General features: G+C 71.1%; 24 protein-coding genes. 14 read left to right on the top strand and 10 right to left on the bottom strand.

Annotated elements, in window-relative coordinates:
- Positions 1–169: 169 nt before the first annotated feature.
- The gene (locus AB0J97_RS45925) at positions 170–337 is read right to left on the bottom strand and encodes a hypothetical protein (protein WP_364102058.1); all 168 of its coding nucleotides are present in this window, start codon (positions 335–337) and stop codon (positions 170–172) included.
- Positions 338–375: 38 nt separating this feature from the next.
- Positions 376–1,113 carry an SDR family oxidoreductase gene (locus AB0J97_RS45920; protein WP_364102055.1) on the bottom strand — a complete coding sequence of 246 codons (738 nt, stop codon included), beginning with the start codon at positions 1,111–1,113 and terminating at the stop codon, positions 376–378.
- Between the two features lie 93 nt (positions 1,114–1,206).
- Here AB0J97_RS45920 and AB0J97_RS45915 point away from each other — a divergent pair, with 93 nt between their 5' ends.
- A complete protein-coding gene (locus AB0J97_RS45915; protein ID WP_364102052.1) occupies positions 1,207–2,046 on the top strand; it encodes a LysR family transcriptional regulator in 840 nt (279 codons plus the stop codon).
- Positions 2,047–2,208: 162 nt separating this feature from the next.
- Here the strand turns inward: AB0J97_RS45915 and AB0J97_RS45910 are convergent, their stop codons facing one another.
- Positions 2,209–2,679 (bottom strand): nuclear transport factor 2 family protein, encoded by a 471-nt coding sequence (locus AB0J97_RS45910; protein ID WP_364102049.1) that lies wholly within the window; start codon positions 2,677–2,679, stop codon positions 2,209–2,211.
- 122 nt (positions 2,680–2,801) lie between these two features.
- On the opposite strand from AB0J97_RS45910, the gene AB0J97_RS45905 reads away from it, so the two are divergent.
- Complete coding sequence (locus AB0J97_RS45905) at positions 2,802–3,398, top strand: TetR family transcriptional regulator (protein WP_364102046.1); 597 nt, start codon at positions 2,802–2,804, stop codon at positions 3,396–3,398.
- Between the two features lie 267 nt (positions 3,399–3,665).
- Here the strand turns inward: AB0J97_RS45905 and AB0J97_RS45900 are convergent, their stop codons facing one another.
- The gene (locus tag AB0J97_RS45900) at positions 3,666–4,250 is read right to left on the bottom strand and encodes a hypothetical protein (protein WP_364102043.1); all 585 of its coding nucleotides are present in this window, start codon (positions 4,248–4,250) and stop codon (positions 3,666–3,668) included.
- Positions 4,251–4,406: 156 nt separating this feature from the next.
- Between AB0J97_RS45900 and AB0J97_RS45895 the strand changes: the two genes are divergently transcribed.
- Positions 4,407–5,117: a 2-phosphosulfolactate phosphatase gene (locus AB0J97_RS45895; protein WP_364102040.1), complete on the top strand. Its 711-nt coding sequence runs from the start codon at positions 4,407–4,409 to the stop codon at positions 5,115–5,117.
- A gap of 210 nt (positions 5,118–5,327) precedes the next feature.
- Here the strand turns inward: AB0J97_RS45895 and AB0J97_RS45890 are convergent, their stop codons facing one another.
- Positions 5,328–7,382 carry an endo-1,3-alpha-glucanase family glycosylhydrolase gene (locus tag AB0J97_RS45890; RefSeq protein WP_364102037.1) on the bottom strand — a complete coding sequence of 685 codons (2,055 nt, stop codon included), beginning with the start codon at positions 7,380–7,382 and terminating at the stop codon, positions 5,328–5,330.
- A 244-nt stretch (positions 7,383–7,626) separates the two neighbouring features.
- Here AB0J97_RS45890 and AB0J97_RS45885 point away from each other — a divergent pair, with 244 nt between their 5' ends.
- From AB0J97_RS45885 to AB0J97_RS45870, 4 genes are all read left to right on the top strand, one after another.
- The gene (locus AB0J97_RS45885) at positions 7,627–7,824 is read left to right on the top strand and encodes a hypothetical protein (RefSeq protein ID WP_364102034.1); all 198 of its coding nucleotides are present in this window, start codon (positions 7,627–7,629) and stop codon (positions 7,822–7,824) included.
- Positions 7,821–8,156, top strand: a complete 336-nt coding sequence (locus AB0J97_RS45880) for an AAA family ATPase (RefSeq protein WP_364102031.1) — start codon at positions 7,821–7,823, stop codon at positions 8,154–8,156. The genes AB0J97_RS45885 and AB0J97_RS45880 overlap by 4 nt, the downstream gene beginning before the upstream one ends.
- Before the next feature lie 50 nt (positions 8,157–8,206).
- Entirely contained in the window at positions 8,207–8,407 is a 201-nt protein-coding gene (locus AB0J97_RS45875; protein WP_364102028.1) for a hypothetical protein, read from the top strand.
- 108 nt (positions 8,408–8,515) lie between these two features.
- Complete coding sequence (locus tag AB0J97_RS45870) at positions 8,516–8,878, top strand: nuclear transport factor 2 family protein (protein ID WP_357703870.1); 363 nt, start codon at positions 8,516–8,518, stop codon at positions 8,876–8,878.
- A 337-nt stretch (positions 8,879–9,215) separates the two neighbouring features.
- Here the strand turns inward: AB0J97_RS45870 and AB0J97_RS45865 are convergent, their stop codons facing one another.
- Positions 9,216–9,416, bottom strand: coding sequence for a hypothetical protein (locus AB0J97_RS45865; protein ID WP_364102025.1), 201 nt, complete (start codon positions 9,414–9,416; stop codon positions 9,216–9,218).
- 185 nt (positions 9,417–9,601) lie between these two features.
- Between AB0J97_RS45865 and AB0J97_RS45860 the strand changes: the two genes are divergently transcribed.
- Both AB0J97_RS45860 and AB0J97_RS45855 read left to right on the top strand, forming a co-directional pair.
- Positions 9,602–11,020: an FAD-dependent oxidoreductase gene (locus AB0J97_RS45860; RefSeq protein ID WP_364102022.1), complete on the top strand. Its 1,419-nt coding sequence runs from the start codon at positions 9,602–9,604 to the stop codon at positions 11,018–11,020.
- On the top strand, positions 11,017–12,345 hold the full coding sequence (locus tag AB0J97_RS45855) for an MFS transporter (RefSeq protein ID WP_364102019.1): 1,329 nt from the start codon (positions 11,017–11,019) through the stop codon (positions 12,343–12,345). The genes AB0J97_RS45860 and AB0J97_RS45855 overlap by 4 nt, the downstream gene beginning before the upstream one ends.
- Here the strand turns inward: AB0J97_RS45855 and AB0J97_RS45850 are convergent.
- The 3 genes from AB0J97_RS45850 to AB0J97_RS45840 form a co-directional block, all read right to left on the bottom strand.
- The gene (locus tag AB0J97_RS45850) at positions 12,311–13,294 is read right to left on the bottom strand and encodes a sugar-binding domain-containing protein (protein WP_364102016.1); all 984 of its coding nucleotides are present in this window, start codon (positions 13,292–13,294) and stop codon (positions 12,311–12,313) included. The genes AB0J97_RS45855 and AB0J97_RS45850 overlap by 35 nt on opposite strands.
- A gap of 100 nt (positions 13,295–13,394) precedes the next feature.
- Positions 13,395–14,012, bottom strand: coding sequence for a LysE family translocator (locus AB0J97_RS45845; protein WP_364102013.1), 618 nt, complete (start codon positions 14,010–14,012; stop codon positions 13,395–13,397).
- A complete protein-coding gene (locus AB0J97_RS45840) occupies positions 14,009–14,758 on the bottom strand; it encodes a metallophosphoesterase (protein ID WP_364102010.1) in 750 nt (249 codons plus the stop codon). Before AB0J97_RS45840 ends, AB0J97_RS45845 begins: the two co-directional genes overlap by 4 nt.
- Before the next feature lie 72 nt (positions 14,759–14,830).
- On the opposite strand from AB0J97_RS45840, the gene AB0J97_RS45835 reads away from it, so the two are divergent.
- The gene (locus AB0J97_RS45835; protein ID WP_364102007.1) at positions 14,831–15,469 is read left to right on the top strand and encodes a CGNR zinc finger domain-containing protein; all 639 of its coding nucleotides are present in this window, start codon (positions 14,831–14,833) and stop codon (positions 15,467–15,469) included.
- 98 nt (positions 15,470–15,567) lie between these two features.
- Here the strand turns inward: AB0J97_RS45835 and AB0J97_RS45830 are convergent, their stop codons facing one another.
- Positions 15,568–16,362 carry a S8 family serine peptidase gene (locus tag AB0J97_RS45830; protein WP_364102004.1) on the bottom strand — a complete coding sequence of 265 codons (795 nt, stop codon included), beginning with the start codon at positions 16,360–16,362 and terminating at the stop codon, positions 15,568–15,570.
- A gap of 193 nt (positions 16,363–16,555) precedes the next feature.
- On the opposite strand from AB0J97_RS45830, the gene AB0J97_RS45825 reads away from it, so the two are divergent.
- From AB0J97_RS45825 to AB0J97_RS45810, 4 genes are read left to right on the top strand one after another with little or no spacing between them, the layout of a single operon-like run.
- Entirely contained in the window at positions 16,556–18,484 is a 1,929-nt protein-coding gene (locus AB0J97_RS45825) for an AAA family ATPase (protein WP_364102001.1), read from the top strand.
- The gene (locus AB0J97_RS45820; protein ID WP_364101998.1) at positions 18,427–19,479 is read left to right on the top strand and encodes a LuxR C-terminal-related transcriptional regulator; all 1,053 of its coding nucleotides are present in this window, start codon (positions 18,427–18,429) and stop codon (positions 19,477–19,479) included. The genes AB0J97_RS45825 and AB0J97_RS45820 overlap by 58 nt, the downstream gene beginning before the upstream one ends.
- 33 nt (positions 19,480–19,512) lie before the next feature.
- Positions 19,513–19,644, top strand: a complete 132-nt coding sequence (locus tag AB0J97_RS45815) for a hypothetical protein (protein WP_357703855.1) — start codon at positions 19,513–19,515, stop codon at positions 19,642–19,644.
- Positions 19,645–19,677: 33 nt separating this feature from the next.
- The gene (locus AB0J97_RS45810) at positions 19,678–23,748 is read left to right on the top strand and encodes a S8 family serine peptidase (protein ID WP_364101995.1); all 4,071 of its coding nucleotides are present in this window, start codon (positions 19,678–19,680) and stop codon (positions 23,746–23,748) included.
- Positions 23,749–23,785 lie beyond the last annotated feature (37 nt).

Genomic DNA, 23,785 nt, shown 5'->3' with positions numbered 1-23,785 from the left:
CCTACTGAGCTGCCCGATCACAGCCGACCCGGGCCGGGTGAGGGATCAGGTGCGCGTCTTCGCGGCGGCCTCCGGCTACCGAGATTGCTTGCCGACCGCAGTATGGGGCCGGTGTTCCTCACCGAGCGGCACGCCCGCGTCGCCCTTGCCGCCGGCGACCCGGACCCGGTCACCGGCCGGCCATCGCGCCGGTGCGTATGGCCGCCTCGCCGGGGTTGACGCCTGCGGCCTTGACCCGTACGAGGACCTGCCCGCTCTCGGGCACTGGCCGGTCGACCTCGTCGACCCGCAACACCTCGATTCCACCGAACTCGTCGTATCTGACTGCCTTTGGCATTGTCTTGCTTCTCCTGCGACGGCGTGCTGGTGTGGCTGTCACCAGGGCACCGTTCCGGCGTCGTCGAAGAACCGGCCGGTCGGTCCGTCGTCAGGCAGGGTTGCGAGGCGGATCGCGATGGCCGCGCCCTGTTGTGGTGTGCGGACGCCTTGGAAGCCGTTGAGGTCGGTGGCGGTGAAGCCGGGGCAGCCGGAGTTGATCAGGATGTTGGTGCCGCTCAGTTCCTTGACGTACTGGATGGTGAGCGCGTTGAGGAAGGTCTTCGAGGCCAAGTAGGCGGCGGGAACCTGGCCCATGTCGATGCCCGGTGTGGTGTGCAGGGTGAGCGAGCCGACGCTGCTGGACATGTTGACGATCCGCGGTGACGCCGAGTCGCGCAGCATCGGCAGCATCGCGTTGGTGACCCGGATGACGCCGATCACGTTGGTTTCCACGACAGCTCGCACGGTCGCGGGCTCGACCGTGGTCGGCGTCTGTGGCATCCCGCCGGTGATCGCGGCATTGTTGACCAGGACGTCGAGCCCTCCGGCATGGCCGGCGATCAGCTCGGCCGCGGCGGCGACACTTTCGTCGTCGGTGACGTCGAGCGGCACGCCGAACGCATCGGTCCCGGCCGCGCGCAGCTTCTCGACCGCGGTGTCGCGGCGTTGTCGATCCCTCGCGCCCACACCGACTCGCCAGCCAAGGGCGCCCAGGCCCGCGGCGATCTCGTATCCGATCCCCTTGTTCGCGCCGGTCACCAGCGCGATCGTCCGTTCACTCATGCCGTCGATCATGTTGCGGACTCGGGTGGGGCGTCCAAGACCGGTCAGGTGGGCGACGATACCGCACGGGTATTGGTCAAGGTCAGCGCCGGATACGATGAGCCGGTGGAGACGCGGGAGTTGCGATACTTCGTCGCGGTAGCCGAGGAGTTGCACTTCGGGCGGGCGGCACAACGGCTCGCGATGGCGCAGCCACCCCTGTCGCGGGCGATCCAGCAGCTGGAACGGCGGCTCGGAGTCGTTCTGCTGCACCGCACCGCTCGCGCGGTCGCCTTGACCGAGGCCGGGTCGGTGCTGCTCCGGGAGGCCCGGCTCGCGCTCGACGCGGTCGAAGCCGCCGAGCGCCGCACCCGCCGCGCCGCGGCCGACCGGCCCGGTGTGGTCCTGGCGACCAAGGCCGGAGCGTCCAGGGAACTCTTGTCGAAGCTGCTGCACGCCTACGCCGCTGAACCTGGCGCCGTGGCCGTCGAGGTGATGCTGTGCGGGCCGGGCGAGCCGGAACCGCTGCTGCGCACCGGGCGTGCCGACGTTGCTCTGCTCCACCGGCCCTACGACACGACAGCCGGATTCGACACCGAGGATCTGCACACCGAACAGCAGGTCGTGGTCCTGCCCAAGGGGCATCCCCTCGCCAACCGGGCGTATCTGTCGTTGGACGAGGTCAAGGCCCAGACGGACCTGCCCCTGCCGCGCTGGCCTGGACCGGATGGCGGTCATCCGGACGGCCCCGGCCCGCAGGTGCGCGACCATACCCAACTGTTCCAGCTGATCGCCCTCGGGCTGGCCTGCGCCGTCGTGCCCGAGTCGCTCCGCGACCAGCTACGCGACGACCACGCCGTCGTGCCGGTGCCGGACGCCCCGGCGGTCACGACCGTCATCGCGTGGCCGCCGCACAGCAGATCCAGAGCCGTCGCCGACCTCGTCCGCACCGCGACACGCGTATAGCCGAGTCAGGTCGGTGACCGGCGACAAGATCCGACCGTTCATGCCGGATTGACGAAATTCAGCCGTGACCGCCACTGACGACGTCATGGCCGGCGACATCCAGGTGTGTGCAAGGGGCCACGGATGATTCCCGGCAGCGGTGTTCCGGTTCGCTTCGGAGACTCACGCAAGCGTTCGAGCGCGAGACTGCATGGAGCGAATGACGGCGACGTCGAGGCCGATCTGCTCGGCGAATGCCCCGGTGTCCCAATAGGAGCGCACCCGCGTGATCAGGCCTTCACGGTTGAAGGAGAAGAACGCGGCGATGTCCATCCTGTACGGACGACCACGCGTCGGACCGGTGACAAGGGCGTCGGCCAACCCCGGCGGGACAGTGAGGGTGCCGGTCTCGACGAACTCGCAGGCGACCGTTTCGCCCTCGACCACGGTCCTGACCACCTCCTCGTGGATGTCAGGGGTGACCTTGGCGAAGAGCATCGACCACACTGGCCGGAGGTTCTCCTTGCCCTGGATCGGCTCTGGGGTGGTGGGGAACTGGATGATCATGTCGTCCGACATGAGCGCGAGAACGGCATCCACATCGTGGCCGTTGTATGCCTCCCAGTAGTGATTCATGACGTCTTCAAGGCTCATGCCCGTCTTCTCCCGCTTGGTGGTGTGCGGGCGATCGCCGCATGCGGACACTAATGGCAGATGTGTCACTATGGCAACACTGTCATTTGGCAGATATGTCAGGCCGTGCTACGGTCTCGACCGTGACAGCCCGTGATGCCGAGTCCAACCTGCGAGAGCGCCGAAAGCGGCGTACGCAGAACGCGATCATCGACGCGGCCCTGCAACTGTTCGAGGAGAAGGGGTACGACGCCGTATCGGTGGAGGAGATCGCGGCGGCGGCCGACGTGTCGCCGCGGACCTTCTACCGTTACTTTCCCGCCAAAGAAGACGTTCTCGTGGTCGACCCTGAGGTGGAGACCGCGATGAGGGCGGCCCTCGCCGAGCGCCGCCCTCACGAAACAGACGTGGACCTCGTGGCGCGGTCGATGATCACTGCACTGGCCGCCCGCCGCCCCGAACGCGCACGCGGCGCATATCACCTGTTCGACGCCACGCCGGCACTTCAAGCTCGCATCCACCAGTTGGTGTGGCGCGACCAGGAGCACGTCGTCGAAGCCCTGCTGGCCGGAGTGCCCCGGACTCCCGAGGCCGAGTTCCGCGCGCGTGTCATCACCCACGCCGTCACCGGGACGATCCGCGTGGCGGTTGTCGCCTGGATCCAGTCCGGCCAGCGCAGCACCGTCGTCGCACATTGCGAACAAGCACTGACGTTCTTGCGCGAAGAGTTCGCTCACTGACGACAAGGCCGTCCGGCGCCGCGAGAGGCGGTGGCGTTCGTCGCCGACCTGCAACGCCGCCCTGGACGGCGGGGTGACGATCACGCGAAGAAGGGCGAGCCGTGGATCGGCGTGCCGCCGCTGGACAAGCAGGAGGAGTCGGCCGCCCTGAAGGCGGAGATCTCCTGCCGGTGGGGCGATCGATCCGCTGGACGTGCTCAAGGACGTCGCCCACGTCACCGGCTGCACCGCCGCGTTCACGTCGGCGGCCGGCTGCTGTCGCGCGGCTCAGAGCCGGTCCATCGCGTCGTCCAGCTCAACAAGGAACTTGTCGACGGCGCTCCTGTCCAGGCCTGGAGAGGTGATCGAGAAGCTGGGGGAGATCCTGATCCCGTTCGAGGAGGCCCCCGCGCGGACAGTGGGGCCCGGCCCCTCCAGGCCCGCGATGATCTGGTTGATCAGGGCGTCGACCTGTCGCGCGCTGTAGCCCTGGGGAACGACGGGAACGTGGGTGCCGCGGATCTTCCGTACGAGCCTCGCTCGGGGGGTGCGCGCCGCGCCTCTGGTCCGGCGCCATGCGCGCAGGCGTGTCATGGGGACGTCCAGGCTGTCGCGCAACAGGCCGCCGGCCAGCAGGAGCACGCCGCCCCCGGTGAGGGTCCCGCCGACCAGCAGCATTCCGGACGCTACGGCCGCAGAGTCACTCTTGGACTCCTCGTAGCTGTTCGGCCCCGACTTTCTGCTGGAGCAGTAGTCACCTGGGCTCATCCGGTCGAAACCGCACCGGGGCTCTTCCGCGTCCTTGGCCACCACCAGCCAGACCAGTAGGACAACTGCGCCGATGGCCAGCATCCAGGCGCCCGCCTTGATCATGTCCACCCCCTTTTGGGTGGGCAAGATCGTATCGCGTGCCACCGAAACACGGCTCCGCATGCGCCGAACGGTGACTCTGATGATGGTCTCATCGTGGAAGCCGCGACTTCTGGCGATCTCCCCGGGAGCAAGGAGCCCGGTCGGGTATGTGCGAGCATGTCCGAAATGGACGCTCGTTTCGTTGGTATTGCCGATCTGGTCGAAGTCCCGCCCGTGGCGGTCGTGGTCGACGTCATGCGTGCCTTCACCGTGGCCGCTTGGGCCTTCGCCCAGGGGGCGGAAAAGATCGTTCTTGCTGAGTCGCTGGACGAAGCCCTCGCGCTCAAGGCTCGCCACCCGGATTGGGTGGCACTCAAAGACGGTCCGCCGGCGCCCGGGTTCGACACCGTCAACTCACCGGGCCTGCTGCGGTCTCTTGACCTGGGCGGACGGACCGTTGTGCAGAAGACCACGGCGGGAACGGTCGGCGCCCTTGCGGTCAAGAAGGCGTCGCTGGTGCTGTGCGCCGCCTTCGTGGTGGCGGAGGCGACGGCTCGGCTCTTGCGGACACGCGCGAGTGACAGGGTCACGTTCGTGATCACCGGCGAAGACGGGCAGGCTGACGAAGATCTGGCGTGTGCTCAATACATCGCCCGGAGGGTCACCGAGGCCGGGACGGATGCTGCTGAGTTCCTCCGCCGCGCTGCCGAGTCGCGCGCCGCCGCCGAACTGGCGCAGGGGGTACGTCAAGGAGTCCATCCCGATGACGTTGCGCTCTGTCTAGAGGTCGACCGGTTCCCCACTGCCATGGTGGCGACCTTGGAAGGCTCGCTCATGGTCCTGCGTCCACACGCGATGGCTTCGCTGGTCGACGAGGACGCGGTCTGATCACTGGGGGGGACGCCGGATGACGGGCCGACCGTGTCGTATGAGTTCTCGATCGCGGTGGCGAGGGTTCACTTGGGCGCCTCCAGTACACGGTCTGCGAGGCGCCACCTCCGCCATTTCCCGCGGCAGCGGGTCGCGCTCGCCGTGAATCCGCTCCCCGAGCGGCGACATGCCGCCTCCCGGCCCCGGGACGGGCCGGGAGGCGGCGCGCTACAGCGGGCGCGAGCAGGGGACGCCGCCGCCTGCGTGGTTGATCAGATCCTGGTAGACGACGCTCTTGACGATCGGGGTGTCACTCTTGACCGTCTGGACGACCTTGCCGTTGCGCTTCAACTCGAAGACGGGGGTCGTCCCGGGCACCATCGGCGCCTTGAAGGACACCATGCCCGGCCCGGTCACCTCCTTGGTCTGGACGTCCGTGCCCTGCTTGATGGTCAGGGTGCCGGCCTCCTTGACGAAGGCGAGCAGTTCGACGTTGTTGGTGGCCGCGTCACCGTAGGGGATGGAGATGGCGCCGATGGTCTGCCTGGAGGCGTCGAACGGCGCGTCGGTGCGGTGGCTGCGGTGGAAGTAGTACAGGGCGTCGCGCTTGACGCTGGGCTCCTTGCCGGTCTTGAACCAGGTCGTGTAGTAGGCGACGACGTCGGCGGGCGCGTAGCCGCGCTCGGCCGACGGTGCCAGCCACGACTCGGCGTAGTCGTTCCAGGTGAGCAGGTTGACGATGTCGGCGTCGCCCTCCATGGCCTTGACGAACGACTGCCGCAGGGTGCCGCTGTTGGACGGTTCCCAGTAGCGCTTGTCACGCGGGCGGACGTCCTCCAGGGCGGCCGGGGCCATGTAGAACTTGCCGCGCTTGGCCGCCTCGATGCCGGACTTGCGGTAGCCGTCCGTGGAGCTCTGCCAGCGGACGCCCCAGGAGGAGTAGCCGGCGACGGAGTCGTTCCACTCGGTCTTGCCCGAGCCGCTCCAGTCCAGGAAGATCGGCACCAGCACCGTCTTCATGCCCTGGGCGGCCAGCTTCTCGCGCACGGTGTCCCACCAGGCCGGGCTCTGACGCTCGGGGTAGAACGGCGCCAGCGGGATCGTCCCGTCGGGCAGCTTGTACAGCGACGGGTGCCCCTTGGCCATCAGGACGTCGGAGATCACCTTGTCGGGCGCGGCGCCCTTGGTGGTCGGGAAGTCCGGGCTGAGCATGATCCGGAAGCCGGGGTCCACCGCCTTGGCGGCCGCCAGCATCTTGGGGAACTGGTTGAAGCGCTGGTCGCTGGTCGAGGTGTGGTGCTCGTAGATGAAGCCGTCCAGGCCCATGGCGATGGCCTGACGCACCTCGACCTCGAAGTCCGCCTGCCGCCAGTCGCCGGAGCGCACCGGACGGGTCAGCGGCCGGTCGCGGGAGTGGCCGCCCTGCCCGGCGTACATGCCGTTGGAGCCGGCCGGGTCCAGCCAGGAGGCGTACTGGTCCTTGGCCGGGTCCTTGTTGTCGATGGACAGCGGATAGGGCGGGAAGTAGAAGGCGAACACCTTCTTGTCGTAGGAGCGCAGCGTCGAGGCGGCCGGCTTGTCGAACGGCAGGCAGGGCACGCTGCCCGTCGCCGTCGGGGAGGCCGTGGGGGAGGCCGTCGGAGATGTGGTCGGAGACGCCGTGGGGGTGGGGCTGGTGGTCGGGGTAGCCGTCGGGGTGGCGGCGGGCGTGTAGGTGACCTTGAGGTTCGGTCCCTTGCCGGTCGTGCGCGAGGAGTACAGCACCGCCACCGGGCCCTTGGACGCGGTCAGGCCGAAGGAGTAGCTGCCGTTGCCGGCGTAGGCCTCGCTGACGTCCAGTTCCGCCAACGTGTCGGCGGTGAAACCGGTGCGGGTGGTCAGCGCCGTGCCGAACGCCGGTCTGCTGGTCCAGGACGTGGTGGTCTGCGACCACGTGCCGGTGACCTTGTGCGCGCTGACGGTGGTGTCCGTGGTGCGGGTCGAACGCACCTGGAGCGTCAGCTTGACGTTCCGGGCGTCGGCCGGGACACCGGAGACCTTGAACTGCATAAGAGCTCGGCGCTCGGCATTGGTGGCGTCGTTGCAGGTCTTGACGCAGACCGACATCCACTCGGCGCTGCCGTAAACGGTTTCCGGCGCGGCCTGACTGATGAACACGTCGTTGGTCGAGGGCACCACGACGCTCACCGGCGCCGCCGAAGCCGACGCGTCCGCCGCGCCCGCGCTCAGTGCGCAGGCCACGGCGACGAGGACGGCGGGCACCGCCCGTCGATGGGTTGACAAAGGGCCTCCAGTCGGGGGGTTCCCTGGGGTGAATGTGGATCACCTTAGCCGCGCCTTACAAACCTCCGGCGATAAAATCCACCTTTTTGTCAGCTCCATAAATAGCCGTTTGCGCTGTAAATCCGATTGGACCGGGCCATGTTCCGACATGTGATCGTCCCGTCACACGGGCAGAGCCGCCACCAGGAGCGCGGAAGGGTGAAGTGGGCCTGACCATGTCGGCAGGGCCTGCCAAGATCGCGACATGACGATCGAAGGGCTGACGCCGTTCCGGTGGCAGCTGTCGCCGTACGGCGACCGAGGCAACCCCCTCGGCGAGATCTACTGCGTGACCTTGCTGCGCGAAGTCGACCCGAGCGCCCGTACGCTGAACCAAGCCGGATCTTCGGTGGCCGTAGAATCGCCGCGGCAGCCTTCACGGGAAGCGAGGAGCCGCGGATGAGAGTCGGAATCTCCGGCGCGCACGGGACCGGGAAGACGACGCTGGCCGAGGCGCTGTGCGAGCACCTGCCGGGCCACGTGGTGGTCGACGAGCCGTACTACCTGCTTGAGGAGGAGGGGTACGAGTTCGGGTTCCCCCCGTCCTTGGAGGACTACCGGGCCATGCTCGCGCGCTCGGTGCAGAGTATGACCTCGCCGCTGTCGGCAGCCGGGGTCGTCTTGACCGGACACCACTGGACTACCTCGCGTACCTGGCCGCGATCGGCGCCGATCCCTCGGGCGAGGCCGGAACCGCAGGGCTCCGGGCCGCCTTTGCGGGCCTTGACCTGCTGATCGTCAAGCCGGTCACAGCGGAGATAGAGCGGGTGTTGCCGGCTGCGGAGATGCACGTGCTCCGCTCGCGGGTGAATGACGCGCTGCTGGACCTGGTCCATGACGACCCGCTGAGCGCCTGGGAGTCCATCCCGGTGCTGGAGCTCAGCGGGTCGCTGGATGGCCGACTGGCCGCGGTCCTCGCCGCGCTGGGCCAGGCGGTGTCCTGGCCGGGCGTGAATGCGCGAATGAGCTGTCGGGAAGCCTTCTGAACCTGACACCCACTCACCGGCGACCGGAGTCCCCGGATGGGACTGCGAAGATCAGCCGAGCGTGAACGTCCTGGCGCGGATGCGGCGCCGGCTGGGAGGGTGGGCCTCATGATGGAGGACTTGAGGGACGCCGAGCGCCGGCTCCAGGCCGCGCAGCTCGCTGGAGATGTAGAGGCGCTGGATCGGCTGCTGGATGATCGGCTGATCTTCACCTTCGGTGCGAACGTTGCCACCAAGGCGGACGATCTGGAGCTGCACCGCACTCGGACGCAGGTGGTGACGAGGGTGGCCGAGGAGGAGTTGACCGTGCTCGTCGATGGGCGCACCGGGGTGACGTGGTTTCTCGGCACCATCGAAGGCACCGTCTCCGGGGCGCCGTTCGCGGCCAGGATGCGCTACACCCGTACTTGGCTGTACGACGACACGCACGGCTGGCGAATCATCGCCGTGCACGCCGGCACGACCGATTGACATAGCCGACACGTTGTCCGACGACCGGCCGGCCGGACGGTCGTCGGCGAGATTCGACCGAAGGGAGCTCGCGCAGTAGCGGGCACAGGCTCGCACGCCGCCGCTACGCGCCAATCACCACTCACCTTCGACCTGCGAGGCGGGAACAGCGCCCCGGACGTGCACTGGTTCAGCTCAGAGCGGCTCGAACCATGTCGAGGCCACGGAGATGTGCGGGCGAACACCCTGAAAGTCGAGGACGACGTTCCCTGACGGACACACCGTGACCTGCGGTGATGCCGCCCGTTCGGGCCGAGGTCGGCATCATGCGGGACGGCGGCACAGGCCGCTCCCGGAGCTACGGCTTCGTGACGATGAACAGGTCGCCATCGACGGCCTTCACGGGCGAGAACCCGACGGGCGCGCCATCGGCGTCGACGTGGCCGACAGGAGGTCCGCGGGCAGAGGATCGGATCCGAGGACCCGGCAGACAGCCGTCGACGCCGATCACGAGATGAAGCACCTTCGCCGGCGACGACTCCGACAGCATCGGCGTCACGCGTGCCCGCTCACGTCGCGCACGCCCGCGATGCCGGTGGTCGCCACGCGGAATCTGGACCGGCGACTCGGCCCCGACAAAAGGTGCGAAACGTGCATCGTGCACGTTCGTGCAGGTCTGTTGACCATCCGTTCACAGGCACGTCACAGTGGCGCGACACCCCAGCACTGACTGAAGGAGTGCCTGTGACTACCCTCCGCTTTTCGCGCGACATCCCGATCAGTGATGCCACCGACGTGCTCGTCGTGGGCGGCGGCCCCGCCGGGATCGCCGCGGCCGTCGCCGCCGCGCGCGCCGGCGCCTCCGTACGGCTCGTCGAGCGGTTCGGCTTCCTCGGCGGCAACCTGACAGCAGGGCTCGTCGGCCCGTGCATGACGTCGTTCTCCCTGGACGGCGGCACGCAACTGGTCCGCGGGATCTTCGACGAGTTCGTCCGCAGGATGGAGGACGCCGGCGGCGCGGTCCACCCCTCGCGGACGAAGTCCGGGAGCGAGTACTCCGGGTTCATGGTGTTCGGGCACGAGGCGGTCACGCCGTTCGATCCCGAGGCGGCCAAGCAGGCCGCGATGGAGATGTGCCTGGAGGCGGGGGTCGAGCTGCTGCTGCACAGCTTCGTCGCCGACACCGTCGTGGCCGACGGCCGGGTCACCGGCGTCGTCGTCGCGAACAAGAGCGGCCTCGCGCTCCTGCCCGCCACCGTCACCGTCGACTGCTCGGGCGACGGCGACGTGGCCGCCCGCGGCGGCGCCGCCTTCGAGTACGGCCGCGCGGCCGACGGCGAGGTGCAGCCGATGACGGTGTTCTTCCGGGTCTCGAACGTCGACGACGCCAAGGTACGGGCCTACCAGGACGCCCACCCCGACGAGCTGTTCCCCTACCAGGGCATCGTCGAGCGGGCCCGGCAGGAGGGCCGGTTCCCGATCCCGCGCCGCGGCGTCCAGCTGTTCAGGACGCTGGAGCCCGGCGTCTGGCGGATCAACACGACACGCGTGCTCGGCATGAACGGCACCGACGCCGGCGACCTGACCCGCGCCGAGGTGCTCGGCCGGCGGCAGGTGAGCCGGCTCATGACCTTCTTCCACGAGAACCTGCCGGGCCTTGAGGAGGCCAAGCTGCTCGACACCGCCGCCACCGTCGGGGTGCGCGAGAGCCGGCGTATCGTCGGCGAGTACGTCCTGACCTTGGAGGATCTCATCGACGGCAGACACTTCGAGGACGTCATCGCGGTGGCCGGCTACCCCGTCGACATCCACAGCCCGGTCGGCGGCGACGGGCCGTTCGAGGACGGCATCCCGCCCACCGCCAACATCTACGAGATCCCGTTCCGCAGCCTGGTCCCGGCGGAGCTCGACGGCGTGCTTGTGGCCGGGCGCTGCGTCTCGGCGACGCACGAGGCGCTGGCCGCCGTACGGGTGATGCCGCCGTCGTTCGCGATGGGCGAGGCCGCCGGGCTCGGCGCGGCGATGGCCGTCGCCGCCGGCACCGCGCCGCGGCTCGTGGACGTGCCCGGCCTCCAGCGGCGGCTGCTGGAGCAGGGCGCCTACCTCGGCCCGCAGGCCGAGCGGCTCGCTGTCGCGGGCGACCGGTCAGGGGCGGCCCGATGATCCGCCGCGTGGTCTCCGCGAGCACGATCGGGACCGCGCTGGAATGGTACGACTTCATGTTGTACGGCACCGCGGCCGCGCTCGTCTTCGGCGGCGTGTTCTTCCCCAAGGGCGACCCGCTCGCGGCGACGCTGGCCTCGCTCGGCACGTTCGCGGTCGGCTTCCTCGCCCGTCCGGTCGGCGGCCTGCTGTTCGGCCACCTCGGCGACCGGTACGGCCGCAGGTTCGTGCTGGTCGTGACGCTGACCGTGATGGCGATCTCCTCGACGGCGATCGGCCTGATCCCCAGTTACCAGTCGATCGGCGTCGCCGCCCCGATGCTGCTGGTCGTGCTCCGCGTGGCCCAGGGGCTCGGGGCCGGTGCCGAGTACGCGGGCGGCGCGCTGATGGCCGCCGAGCACGCCCCTCCGGGCCGTCGCGGGCTGTTCGCCGCCATCCCGCCCACGGGCAACGCGCTCGGCGTCATCCTCGCCACCCTGGTGTTCACCCCGTTCACCTGGCTGGCGCAGGACGCGTTCCTGAGCTGGGGGTGGCGGGTGCCGTTCCTGCTCAGCATCCTCATCCTGCCGATCGGCCTCTACATCAGGTCGCGGGTCGACGAGACGCCGGCGTTCACCGAGTCGGTCGAGGCGGGTGAGCGCAGCGCGGCGCCCGTCGTCGCGGTCCTGCGGGAGGCTCCGGGGTCGCTGCTGAAGGGTTTCCTGGTCAGCGTCGGGCCGAACGTCGCGACGTACATCCCGAGCGTCTACGCCCTCTCCTACGTGACCGGGAACGTCGGGCTGGCGGCGGCGGTCGCCACCGGCGGCCTGCTCGTGGCCAACACCGTCAAGCTTGTCACGCTGCCCCTGTCCGGCGCGTTGTCCGACCGGTTCGGCCGCAGACCGGTGTTCATCGCCGGGGCCACGCTGTGCGCCGCCGCGGCGTTCCCGTTCTTCTGGCTGCTCGACACCGGGAACCCGATGCTGGTGTGGCTGGCCATGGTCCTCGTGCTGACATTCGCGAACGACCTGATGCTGGGGGCGCAGGCGTCCATGTTGCCGGAGCAGTTCCCGACCAGGATGCGCTTCACGGGCGTGGCGGCCAGCCGGGAACTGGCCGCGGCGGCGGCGGGCGGCACGCTGCCGTTCATCGCGGCCTTCCTGACCGCGCGCACTCAGGGCACCTGGGCGATCTCGTCGCTGATGGTGGTGATGTGCGCCATCGCGATCGTCGGCGCGCTGGGCGTCAAGGACGGCCGCGACGTCCCCCTCGGCGGCGGGGACGCCGAGGGCGGCGAGGCGTCGTCCGCGCTCACGGATGGCGCTCCAGCAGAACGTGCGCGGTGATCTCGTCGATGACGAGGTCGGTGACGTAACCGCCGGCGAGGGCCGCGTGCAGGGCGTCGACCTTGTGGTCGCCCGACACCGCGCAGATCCGGTGCTTCACCTGCCGGAGCTGGTCGAGGTCGGGTCCACTCGTCCGGGCGTTGAAGCTGACGCCCTCGTGCGATCCGTCCAGGCGGTAGAACGAGGTGGCGATGTCGCCCACGGCGCCGTCCTGCCTGAGTGAGGCGAAGTCGGCCTCGTCGAGGAAGTAGCCGCTCAGGTAGGGGCTGCTGGGCACGCCGTCCGTCACGGTGCCGACGCTGAACAGCACGGCGTCGGCGCTCTGCTGCAGCTCGACGACCCGCCGCACGCTCCGCTCCGCCAGCAGCAGTTCCTTGGTACGCGCCGAGTCGAAGAACAGCGGCAACGGGAACTGCTGGACGTACGCGCCGAACGCCGCCCCGAACGCGGTCAGCACGGCGCCCGCGTAGTGCATGCCCGTCGTGCGGGCGTTGCCGAGGCCGTTGAGCTGCACGATCTGGCAGTTGGCGGTCTGCTTGGGGACCAGGCAGCGGCTGATCGCGTTGACCATCGTGCCCCACGACAGGCCGATGATCATGTCGGAGTCGAACACCGACGTGAGCAGCCGTGCCGTGTAGACGGCACAACGTTCCAGCCGCTCGACCGTCGAGGCCGTGGCGGGCACCGGCACCACGTGCGCGTGCACGCCGTAGCGGCCGGCGAGATCCGCCTCGCTGCGCGTGGAGCGCGAGCGCGGCGGCATCACGCGGATCTCGACCAGGCCCACGTCCCGCGCGTACGCGAGCAGCCGGGACACCGTCGACCGGGAGGCGCCGAGCTCCCGGGCGATCGTGTCCATGGTGACACCGTGCAGGTAGTACTTGCGGGCCGCCCACAGGGCGTCCTCCACCCTGTGGCCGGCGGCCGGGCGCTCGCCTTCGACGGACATATCGCCTTCCTACAGCCGGGCGCCGCGGATCAGCAAGCGTCCTCCCAGGTGAGAGAGCCCCGGCGGCGCAGCCGGAAGGCGCCGCCAACCGCGGCATCGCCTACGTCGTGGCGGCCCGGACACCGAGGACGACCAGCACCACCGCCGTCACCTTGCCGACCGCACGCCTGAAGCGGGCCTTGTGCAGCATGGACGCCCCTTGGCGAACAAGGGCCGTCCAGGTCAGCAGCCACACCGCCATCAGCAGGGCATGGGCGGTGGCCAGGGTGAGGATCTGCCCGTTGAGAGGACGGCCGGGCACGATGAACTGCGGGACCAGGGTCAGGTAGATGGAGGCCGCCTTGGGGTTGAGCACGTTCGCGAGCAGGGCCTGGGTGTAGACGGAGCCGGTACGCCTCGGCCGTTCCGTCAGCGGGGGAGGCGGGGGCAGGGTGGTGGAGCGCCAGGTCCACAGGCCGAGGCCGACGAGGTAGGCCGCCCCGAGGAGTTTGACGATGGTGAAGGCCTGGCTGGAGTGCATGACCAGGGCCGACAGTCCGGCGATGGCCAGGGTCGCGTGGGCGTACAGGCCGCTGACCGTACCGAGGATGATCGGGAGGGCCTGCCGGTGACCACCGGCCGTGACGTGCTGGATGAGCAGGGTCAGGCTGGCGCCCGGAGTGGCGATGACGGGCAGGATCGCCAGGAGGAACGCCGTGACCGCGTACGTGTGCGTCATGCCTGGAGCACGACGCGGAAGTGGGTGGTGAGGCGGTGGTCGTCGTCCAGGATGTGGAAGGCGAGGCCGGGCGGCTGGTCGCGGTCGGCGGGCTGGTCGCCCTCCCACGGCAGGCGCAGGGTCCAGGTGACGGCCGGCGCGACGATCAAGGGACGACCGGCGAAGGTGGAGGCGGCCGCGGTGTGAGCGTGGCCGGTGAGCACGGCGACGACCTGCGGATGGGCGTCGAGCAGCGCGGCCAGGTCGCCGGGCGCCTCCAGCCGCCCTGAGTCGGGCAGCGGGTGGTGGAGTACGACGGGCGGCTGATGGAAGGCGATCAGCGCGGGCGTGCCCGGGGCGAGTCCGTCGAGGGTGGCGTGCATCCAGGCGACGGTTTCGGCGTCGAGCCGGCCCTCGTCGCGCCCGGGAATGGTGGAGTCGCACATCAGGATGGCGGTGCCGGCGACGTGGTGCACCCGGTTGACGGGGCCGGGCGCGGACGGCTGTCGCAGCAGCGCCTTGCGGTAGGCCGGGCGGACGTCGTGGTTGCCGGGGCAGGTGAGCACCGGGAAGGGGGCGGCCAGGATCTGGGCGGCCTGCTCGTACTCGGCCTCCTCGCCGTGGTCGGCGATGTCACCGGTGACCAGCAGGGCGTCGACCGGGCGGGGCAGCGCCCTCAGGTGGTCCATGACCTGGGTGGCGCGCCGGGTCGCCCTCTCGGTGCCGTCAAGGTGCAGGTCGCTGATCTGGGCCAAGAGCAACGTCATCGTGCGATCCCCCAAGCTGTCTAATGGTTAAATGGGATTTAGCGTTAGGGACCATAGAGTACGGAAGAGGCCGTGAGCAACCGGGAGGTTCGAGTGGAGCGCTGGCCGGCACTGGAACTGGCGAGCACGATCCGCCACGACGGCAACGGCGGTGTCGCCGACGACCTGGCGACGGCGCAGAGCACGACCCGCTGGATCCATCAGCAGGCCGAGTTGCTGGCCGGCCGCGTCGACGTCGCGGAGCTCACGGTGGGCGAGGAGCTCAGGGGCGAGATCGTCGGGCTCCGCCGGGCCGTGCGGGCGCTGTTCGCGCAAGCGGTCAGCCCGGCGCCCCCGAGCCGGGCCGACGCCCACCGGCTGATGCCGGTCGAGCAGGCGCTGGCGCACCTCAACGCGGCTGCCGCCCGTGAGGCGATCGTCCCGCAACTCGACTGGCCCGCGAGCGGAACACCCCGTACGGCGGTGTTGTCGACCGAGCGCGATGCGAGCGTCCAGCTGATCGCGGCCCTGGCGCGGGCCGCCATCGATTTCCTGAGCGGTCCGCAGCGTGAGCAGTTGCGGGCCTGCAACGCGCCGCGCTGCGTACGCTACTTCGTCAAGAGCCACGGGCGGCAGGAGTGGTGCAAGCCGTCATGCGGCAACCGCGCCCGGGCCGCACGCCACTACCAGCGCCACAACACCCCGACCGCCCCAGAGCTGCCCGGGTCCTGAGCACGCGGTCGTTGAACAGCCTGAGGCGATCAGGCAGGTGAGCACTTGGCGTGCGGCCTCCTCCCCGTGGAGGCCGATTCGGCGGGGGTGTGGGATGTTCAGTTCCGCTTGGGCATCTGCTGGGTGGCGCAGTGGATGCCGCCGCCGTTGCCCGCGGCGATCACGAAGAGGGTGCCGTGCTGGTCGCTGAGGGCTTCGACCGCCTGCTCCAGGGGGTCCTGCTCGGGTGTGCCCGGCATGCAGAGGCTCATGTTCCCCACTCGGGCGCCCTGCTCCGCCGCCCACTGCATGCCGGCCAGGATCGCCGAGTCGGTGCAGAAGCGCGACGCGCACACCCTGCCGTCCAGCAGCGTGACGCCCGCGGCCACGCCACGGTAGCGCCCACCGGACGCCGCACCGCTCCCGGCGATGGTGGAGGCCACGTGAGTGCCGTGCCCGACAAGGTCACGCTCGTCGGGCTCATCCGTGAAGTCCTGCCGGCCGCTCACCTCGCCAGCCAGGTCAGGATGGGTGGCGTCGATCCCGGTGTCCAGTACCGCGACCTTGACCCCTTCCCCGGTGAAGCCCTTCGCCCAGGCCGCGGGCGCCCCGATCTGCGGGAGCCCTCCGGTGAGGTCCTTCCAGAAACGGGAGGCGTGCGCCCGCTCCTCCCGCACCGCGAACCCGCCGACCGCGGCCAGCGCCGTTCCGTTCGAGGCTCCGGCCGGCGTCCGGGGCTGAGCGGCCCCGGTGACGACGGGTGGGAGATCCCTTCGCCGATCGTCGTAGCCGTACTCCAGCAGGGTGGTCACGTCGAACAGCCGCGCGTCCAGCCGCCCGGCGTTCAGCAGCGGCATCGCGTCACTCGGCACGACACGCAACCGCCCGCCGCTCTCGTCGGTGATGAACCGCACCGACTCTCGTTCTCAAACGCATGGATGCTCCGGATCGACGAGAAGTGGATCAGTACTTCTCAGCCGGTCGGGAAATTTCTTTCACGCCTTGCCCCGCGGCCTCGTGCGGAAGGCGCGGCCCGCCAGGATGTCCGCCGGGCCGGTTGCTGTATGAATGATCGCAGCAAGGGGCAGGTGAGCGGAGGCGATCTCGATGGCCAACGGCGACACGGTCGAGGGACGGGTGATCTCCCCGGTCCTGGTCGGCCGCGAGGAGGAGCTTCGCCGCCTGGCCGCGGCGGTGAGCCGGCCGCCCGCCGTGGTGGTCCTCGAAGGCGAGGCCGGGATCGGCAAGAGCAGGCTGCTGGCGGAGCTGGCGGCGCGGCCCGGGACGGCCGATCGGCTGCTGCTGTGCGGGGGTGCCCGGCGTATCCGGGAGCCGTTCCCCCTGGGCCCGCTGGTGGAGGCGCTGCGCGGGGCCGAGGAGCCACTGGCGCGGGCCGAGCTGTCGCCGGTGGCGGGCGCGCTGCGCGGCCTGCTGCCCGAGCTGGCGCCGGTGCTACCGCCCGCGCTGGAGCCGCTGGACGATCGCGCCGCCGAACGGCACCGGCTGTTCCGCGGGCTCGCCGACGTGCTGCGGGCGCTCGGCCCGGTGGTGCTGGTCGTGGAGGACCTGCACTGGGCCGACGAGCAGACCGTCGAGTTCCTCGCCTACGCGCTGGCGGCGCCGCCTCCGGGATTGTCGGTCGTGCTCACCTACCGGGGTGAGGAGGCCGGCACGGAGGTCAGGGAGGTGACCGGGCGGCCCGCCGACGCGGTGTTCCACGATCACATCCTGCTGAAGGCGCTGGACGTCGCGCAGACCGGCGACCTGGCGGCGGCGATCCTCGGGGAGCCGGGCGTCACCGACGACTTCGGCGCGCATCTCCACGAGCTGTCGTCGGGGTTGCCGCTGGCCGTGCAGGAGCTGATGGCGCTGCTGCGCGCGCGGGGCGCACTGATCAGGCTGCGCAGCGGACGGTGGGCGCGCAAAGCGGTGGCGGAGCTGGACGTGCCGCCGGGCGTGCGGGACTCGGTGCGCGAGCGGGTCGCGCGGCTGCCGGAGGCGGCGCGTGCCGTGGCGGAGGCGGCGGCGGTGTTACAGGCGCCGGCGCGTCCGGCGGACCTGGCCCGGGTGTCCGGGCTGCCCAGGGCCGAGACCGTGGCCGGGGTGGACGAGCTGCTGGTGTCCGGGCTGCTGGCCGAGCAGGCGGGCGCGGTGGCGTTCCGGCACGTCCTGGCCGCGCAGGCGATCTACGGCGCGATCCCGCTCGGACGGCGGCAGGAGCTGCACGCGCGGGCGGCGGCGGCCGTACGGATGCTGAGCCCGGTGCCGCTCGGCCAGGAGGCCCACCATCTGCGCCAGGCCGGGCGGCTGGCCGACTGGGTCGGGGCCGCCGAGCGGGCGGCCGAGCTGGCCTCCCGCCTCGGCGACGACGCCGAGGCGGTGCGGATACTGGAGGACGTGCTGCGCCACGCGCCGCACGCCCCGGACCGCCGGGGCCGCCTGGCCGCACGCCTGGGCTGGGCCGCCGCCCAGGTGCTGCGCCCTCCGCAGATCATCGACCTGCTGTCGCAGGCGCTGGAGACGGAGCAGCCTGGCCCGCTGCGCGGAGAGCTGAACTTCCTCGTCGGCACCCTTCAGGAGAGGCTCGGGGTGGACCCGGACGTGCAGCGCCGCACGATCGCCGCCGCCGTCGGCGACCTCGCCGACCGGCCCGACCTCGCGGCGTGGGCGATGGCGACGCTCGGCAGGCCGATGGACCCGGGCGTGCCGCTGGCCGAGCACGTCGTGTGGCTGGAACGGGCCCTGGAGACGGCGCCGCGCATCGGCGACCCGGTCGAGGAGGTGTTCGTCCTCGGCAAGGTCGCGACCTCCTTCAGCGGGTACGGCGATCCGCGCTGGCTGGCGCTGACCGAGGAGGTGCGCCGCAGGACCGGCGGCCGCCCACGGCATCGGCAGGAGGTGGCGCCTACCGGTCCATCGCGGAGAACGCCTGCCTCGCGGGCGGCTACGAGGTCGCCGCCGAGCTGCTGGACGCGGCGATGCGGGGCGCCGCGGGCGAGGAGTCGTCACGCGAGCCGCTGTCGCGCTGCCGGCTGATCGCCCTGCTGCTGGCCTGCTGCCGTGGCCGCTGGGACGGCCTGGAGGAGGAGACCGCGCTGCTGCTCGACGAGTACGGCGGGCGGCCGTACGACCGCTTGGGCGCCGAGATCGTCGCGGCCTGCCTGGCGCTGGCGCGCGGCGAGGTCGACACCGCCAGGCGCGAGCTGCCCGAGGTCACCGGGAACGCTCTGGCCCATGGCGCCTACGAGCTGCTCACGCTGTCGGCGGCGGCGTTCCTGCGGCTGTCCACGGCGAGCGGCGAGGCCGGGACCGCACTCGCGGCGACCGAGGCGGCCGTCGAGGTGTGGGAGACCAAGGGCCTCTGGCCGCTGGCGGTGCGCGCGCTGCCCGCACTGGCCGAGGCGATGGCGGCGGCGGGACGGCGGGACGAAGCGGTCGCGCTGGTGGAACGCCTGTCGGCGAAGCTCGGCGGCCTCGACGCGCCGATGGCTCCGGCGGCGCTGGGGCACGCGCGCGGCCATCTCATCGGGGACGACACGGAGGCCGCGGCGGAGTTCCGCGCGGCGGCGACCGGCTACGACCTGCTGGGGGCGCCGTACGAGGCGGCCCAGGCCCGCGAGCTGGCGGCCGGACGGCTGTTCGCGGCCGGGGCCGCCGAGGCGGAGGAGCTGCTGGTGGAGGCGATGGCGGCGTTCCGCGACCTGGCCGCCCGATGGGACCTCGACCGCGCCGCGCAGCTCGCCCGCAGGCACGGCGTGACGGTCAAGGGCCGCTACCCCGGCGGTCCGCAGGGCTACGGCGACGACCTGTCGCCTCGGGAGCGGGAGATAGCCGAAATGGCCGCCGCCGGGCTGACCAACCGGGAGATCGGCCGACGGCTGTTCGTCTCGCCCAGGACGGTGGAGAAGCACCTCGGCGCCGCGCTGCGCAAGCTCGGCCTGCGCTCCCGTACCGCGCTCGGCGCGCGTCTCGGGGACCCCCGTAGTGACCCACCCGGTACGGGCACCGCGAATGGGGTGGCCTACCCATAGTCCCCGCCGGGGGACGCGAACGAGGCTTGTGGCATGTCCGAAACCGATTCCCCCGATGGCGAACCGGCCGGCGCCGACCCAGCGCCGGAAGGACCGGCGGCCCCGCCGGAGAAGCCGGCCGTCGAACCCCTTGAGGACGCCCCCGAAGGGTTCGAGCCCGTCTGAATCACCCCCCAGCAGCCGAAAGGGCAGTTCCGCATGTCACCACGCAGATCACCGCATGATCCCCCCTCCCTCAGGCCCCGCCGCGCCGGCGCGCTCCTCGCGGCCTCGGCCCTCGTCCTCGGCACGCTCGCCGTCCCCGGCGTCCCCGCCCTGGCCGCCCAGGAACCCGGGCCCGCCGCCCCGGCGACCGGCCAGGTCACCGGCCCGATCGCGCTGACCGGGCTCGGCAAGGGCGACCGCACGGTCACCCTGATCACCGGCGACCGGGTGCGCCTCAGCGACGCGGGTGGCGGCACGTACTCCGTCCGGCCCGAGTCGAGCAGGCGCCCCGATGGAACCACCGCCCAGCTCTCCACGCTCGCCACCCCGAAGGGGGTCTACGTCACCCCGAGCGACGCCGTGCCCGCCATCAACGCGGGCCGCCTGGACCCGGAGCTGTTCAACGTCACCTACCTGGCCGAGAACGGCTACACCGACGACCAGACCAGGCAGTTGCCCGTCATCGTGCAGTATCCCGGGCAGTACACCGACAGGGCCGTCGCCTCGGCGGCCGAGGCCATCCCCGCCAGCGAGCCCGTGCTCACGCTGGAAAGCCTCAACGCCTCGGCGCTCCAGGTCACCAAGGCCGAGGCGGGCGCCTTCTGGACCGCGGTGCGGGCCGTACCCGACGGGAACGGGCTCGCCGGGCGGTCGGCGCTGCGCGGCGGGATCGCCAAGGTGTGGCTGGACGGCAAGGTCGAGGCCGACCTCGCCGAGAGCGTCCCGATGATCGGCGCGCCGCAGGCGTGGGCGGGCGGCCATGACGGCACCGGCGTGAAGGTCGCGGTCCTCGACACCGGGATCGACGCCACGCACCCCGACCTGGCCGACCGGATCGCCGACAGCAAGTCCTTCATCCCCGGCGAGGAGGTGCGGGACGGCCACGGCCACGGCACCCACGTCGCCTCCACCATCGCCGGTTCCGGCGCGGGCGGAGGCGGCAGGCACAAGGGCGTCGCGCCCGGCGCCCGGCTGGTCGTCGGCAAGGTGCTGTCCGACGAGGGACAGGGCCAGGACTCCCAGATCATCGAGGGCATGGAGTGGGCCGCCGCCTCCGGAGCCAAGGTGATCAGCATGAGCCTGGGCGGAGGTCCCAGTGACGGGAGCGACCCGATGAGCCAGGCGGTCGACGCCCTCAGCGCGTCGGCCGGGGCACTGTTCGTGATCGCCGCGGGCAACGAGGGCGGGGGAGGGGCCGGGACCGTCGCCACCCCCGGCACCGCCGACGCCGCGCTCACCGTGGCCGCCGTGGACAAGAACGACGCGTGGGCCCCCTTCTCGAGCCAGGGACCGCGCGTCGGCGGCGGACTGAAGCCGGACATCGCCGCTCCCGGCGTGGCCATCACCGCGGCGCGCGCCGCCGGTACGAGCCTGGGCAGCCCGCTCGACGAGCACTACACCACCGCGAACGGCACCTCGATGGCCACCCCGCACGTCGCCGGAGCCGCCGCGATCATGGCGCAGCGCCACCCCGGGTGGACGGGACCGCAGCTCAAGGCCGCGCTCATGTCGACCGCCAAGGACGACGCGCTCAGCGTGTACAAGCAGGGCGCCGGCCGGGTCGACCTGGCCAGGGCGTACACGCAGCAGGTCTTCGCCACCACCGGCGGGATCGACTTCGGCGCGGTCGAGAGCGGCGCCGAACCCGCCACCCGGGAGGTGACCTACACCAACCTGGGCGGCGCGCCCGTCACGCTGACGCTCGCCGCGGACCTGCGCGGGTCGGCGGGCGGCGCGGTCGAGGGCGGGCTGCGCCTCGGCGGGACGACGCTCACCGTGCCCGCCGGAGGCACCGCCACCGCCGCCGTCACCGTCGACCCCAAGACCCTGACCGGCCTGGACAACTACACCGGCGCCGTCACCGCGACCGCCGACGGCGTCCGGCTGCGCACCCCCGTGGGCGTCGTCCGCGAGGCGCCCAAGGCCACGCTCACCATCCACACCCTGGGCCGCGACGGCAAGCCGCTGACGCCCTGGGCCCAGGACACCATCGACGTCTCCGGCGACAAGGGCGTCATCGGCGGCGTCTCCGTGACCGCCGAGGGCACCACGGTCGTCCGCGTCCCGCAGGGCGTCATCAGCGTGGCGCAGTTCGTCGAGTGGGTCGGCGACGACGACCGGTTCAACCTGGCGATGCTCTCCGTGCCGGAGCTCAACGTCACGGGGGACACCGAGATCACGCTCGACGGCCGGAAGCTGAGCGAGGTGCGGTTCGACACCCCGGAGCCCGCCGAGCCGCTGAGCAACTTCCCCAACCTGGCGTATCAGCGGACCGTGGTCAACGGAGGCTCCTACATGGGGTTCACCTGGCCGCGCGCGCCCTATGGAGGGTTCGCCCGGCTGTGGGCGCTGCCCACCGAGAAGGTCACCAAGGGCGCCTTCCGCTTCCACACCCGCTTCACCCTCGGACAGGCCGAGGTCGCCATGAGCGTGCGCGGGCGCGACAAGCTCACTCTGCACCCGGTCCCCGCGCTGCACGGTTTCAACACGTCCGGGGTGCACGAGCAGAGTGACGGATTCCCCGACTTCCGGCCGTTCACCGGGACGCGGGACCTGGAGGTCGCCGACGTCGGCGAGGGCAGGCCCGAGGACCTCGCGGGCCGTGACCTGCGCGGCAAGCTCGTCCTGCTGGAGGCGCCGATGTCGAGCGGCGTGTTCGGCGACGCCTGCGGCGTCCAGATCGAGCGGATCGGCCCGATCCGTGACGCCGGCGCGGCGGCGGTCGCGTACTTCCCGAAGGCTGGGACCGGCTGCGCGATCCCGCTGGGCTTCACGCAGATCCCGTTCACCGGGGAGGCCAGACCCATCGGCGTGCCGACGGTGTCCCTGCCCTCCCGGGAAGGGCTCGCCCTGCGCGACCGGCTCACCCGCGGCAGGCAGGTGACCGTACGGGTGACCGGCACCGAGGAGTCGCCCTACACCTACACCTTCGCCCCCTACGAGGAGGGCCGGGTGTCGCGCTCACTGCACTACACGTTCAAGGAGCACGACCTGGCCAGGGTCGATCTGGACGCCCACGTCGTGTCCCCGCACCGCTACGACGACTGGCGGTACGCGGCCAGGCCCGACGACGTCCTGCCGCTGTCGGCGAGCCTCGCCGGGTGGGGTGGCCCCAGGCTCACCCGGCAGGAACGCCGCGACTGGGTCGGGCCACTCGACGGCGGACTCCTCTGGTCGCACGGCATGGAGGAGATGCGCGGCGCACCGGCGGACTTCCGCGTCCCGCAGTGGGCGCTGGAGGTGTTCGACCAGCCGGTACGCGTCCGGCGGTCCTGGATGGCCACGCCGCTCACTCCCGGCGCCGCGACCGGCTCGGCCAAGGTTTACGGGCTGGCCCGGCCGGGCGCCAATCTGGGTGCGTTCTTCCGGTGCATGATGTGCGTCCAGGGCGACAAGCTGTGGGCGGAGTTCGAGCCCAGCTACGGCTCCCCGGGCACCAGGCAGTACAGCGGCGGCTACTGGCCGGTTAACGACCTGACCAAACCGGGCTTCGACGTGCGTCTCTACAGGGACGGCCGGGAGATCCCGCGCGCCGAGGCCGGCGGCTCGACCATCCTGCCGGTCTTCACCCTGCCGAAGCAGTCGGGCAGCTACCGGGTGACCGCCAGGAATGACCGGCACGACACCGAGTGGACCTTCACCGTCCCGGTCGGGACCGAGCGCCTGCCCGGCTCGTTCTGCTCGCTGGAAGCGCTGTACGGGACGGCCCAGCCCTGCCGGCCGGCTCCGGTCGTGTTCGTCGGCTACGACCTGGGCGACACGCTGGACGCCGCCAACAGCGTGCGCGCCGGGCGTACGCACTCCTTCACGGTGTCCGCCTACCACTCGCCGTCCGCGTCGAAGATGGCCGGCATCGCCGGTCTGAAGTTGTGGGCCAGCACCGACGACGGCGCCACGTACACGTCGGTCGCCGTGCAGCGCGGCAAGGACGGCGTTTACACCGCGCGGACCCGCTATCCGGAACTCGGCGCCACCAAGGGCGCCGTGACCCTCAAGGTCGAGGCGTGGGACGAGGCGGGCAACACCGTCAAGCAGACCACCGTCCGGGCTTTCGACCTGCGTTGACGATCTCCCGGGGGCGCGCGGCCGGCTCCGGGCCGGC

It is taken from the genome of Nonomuraea sp. NPDC049607, assembly GCF_040675375.1.
Taxonomy (GTDB): domain Bacteria; phylum Actinomycetota; class Actinomycetes; order Streptosporangiales; family Streptosporangiaceae; genus Nonomuraea.
Note: the sequence above shows the minus strand (reverse complement) of the source record. Positions and strands in the feature narration are given on the sequence as shown.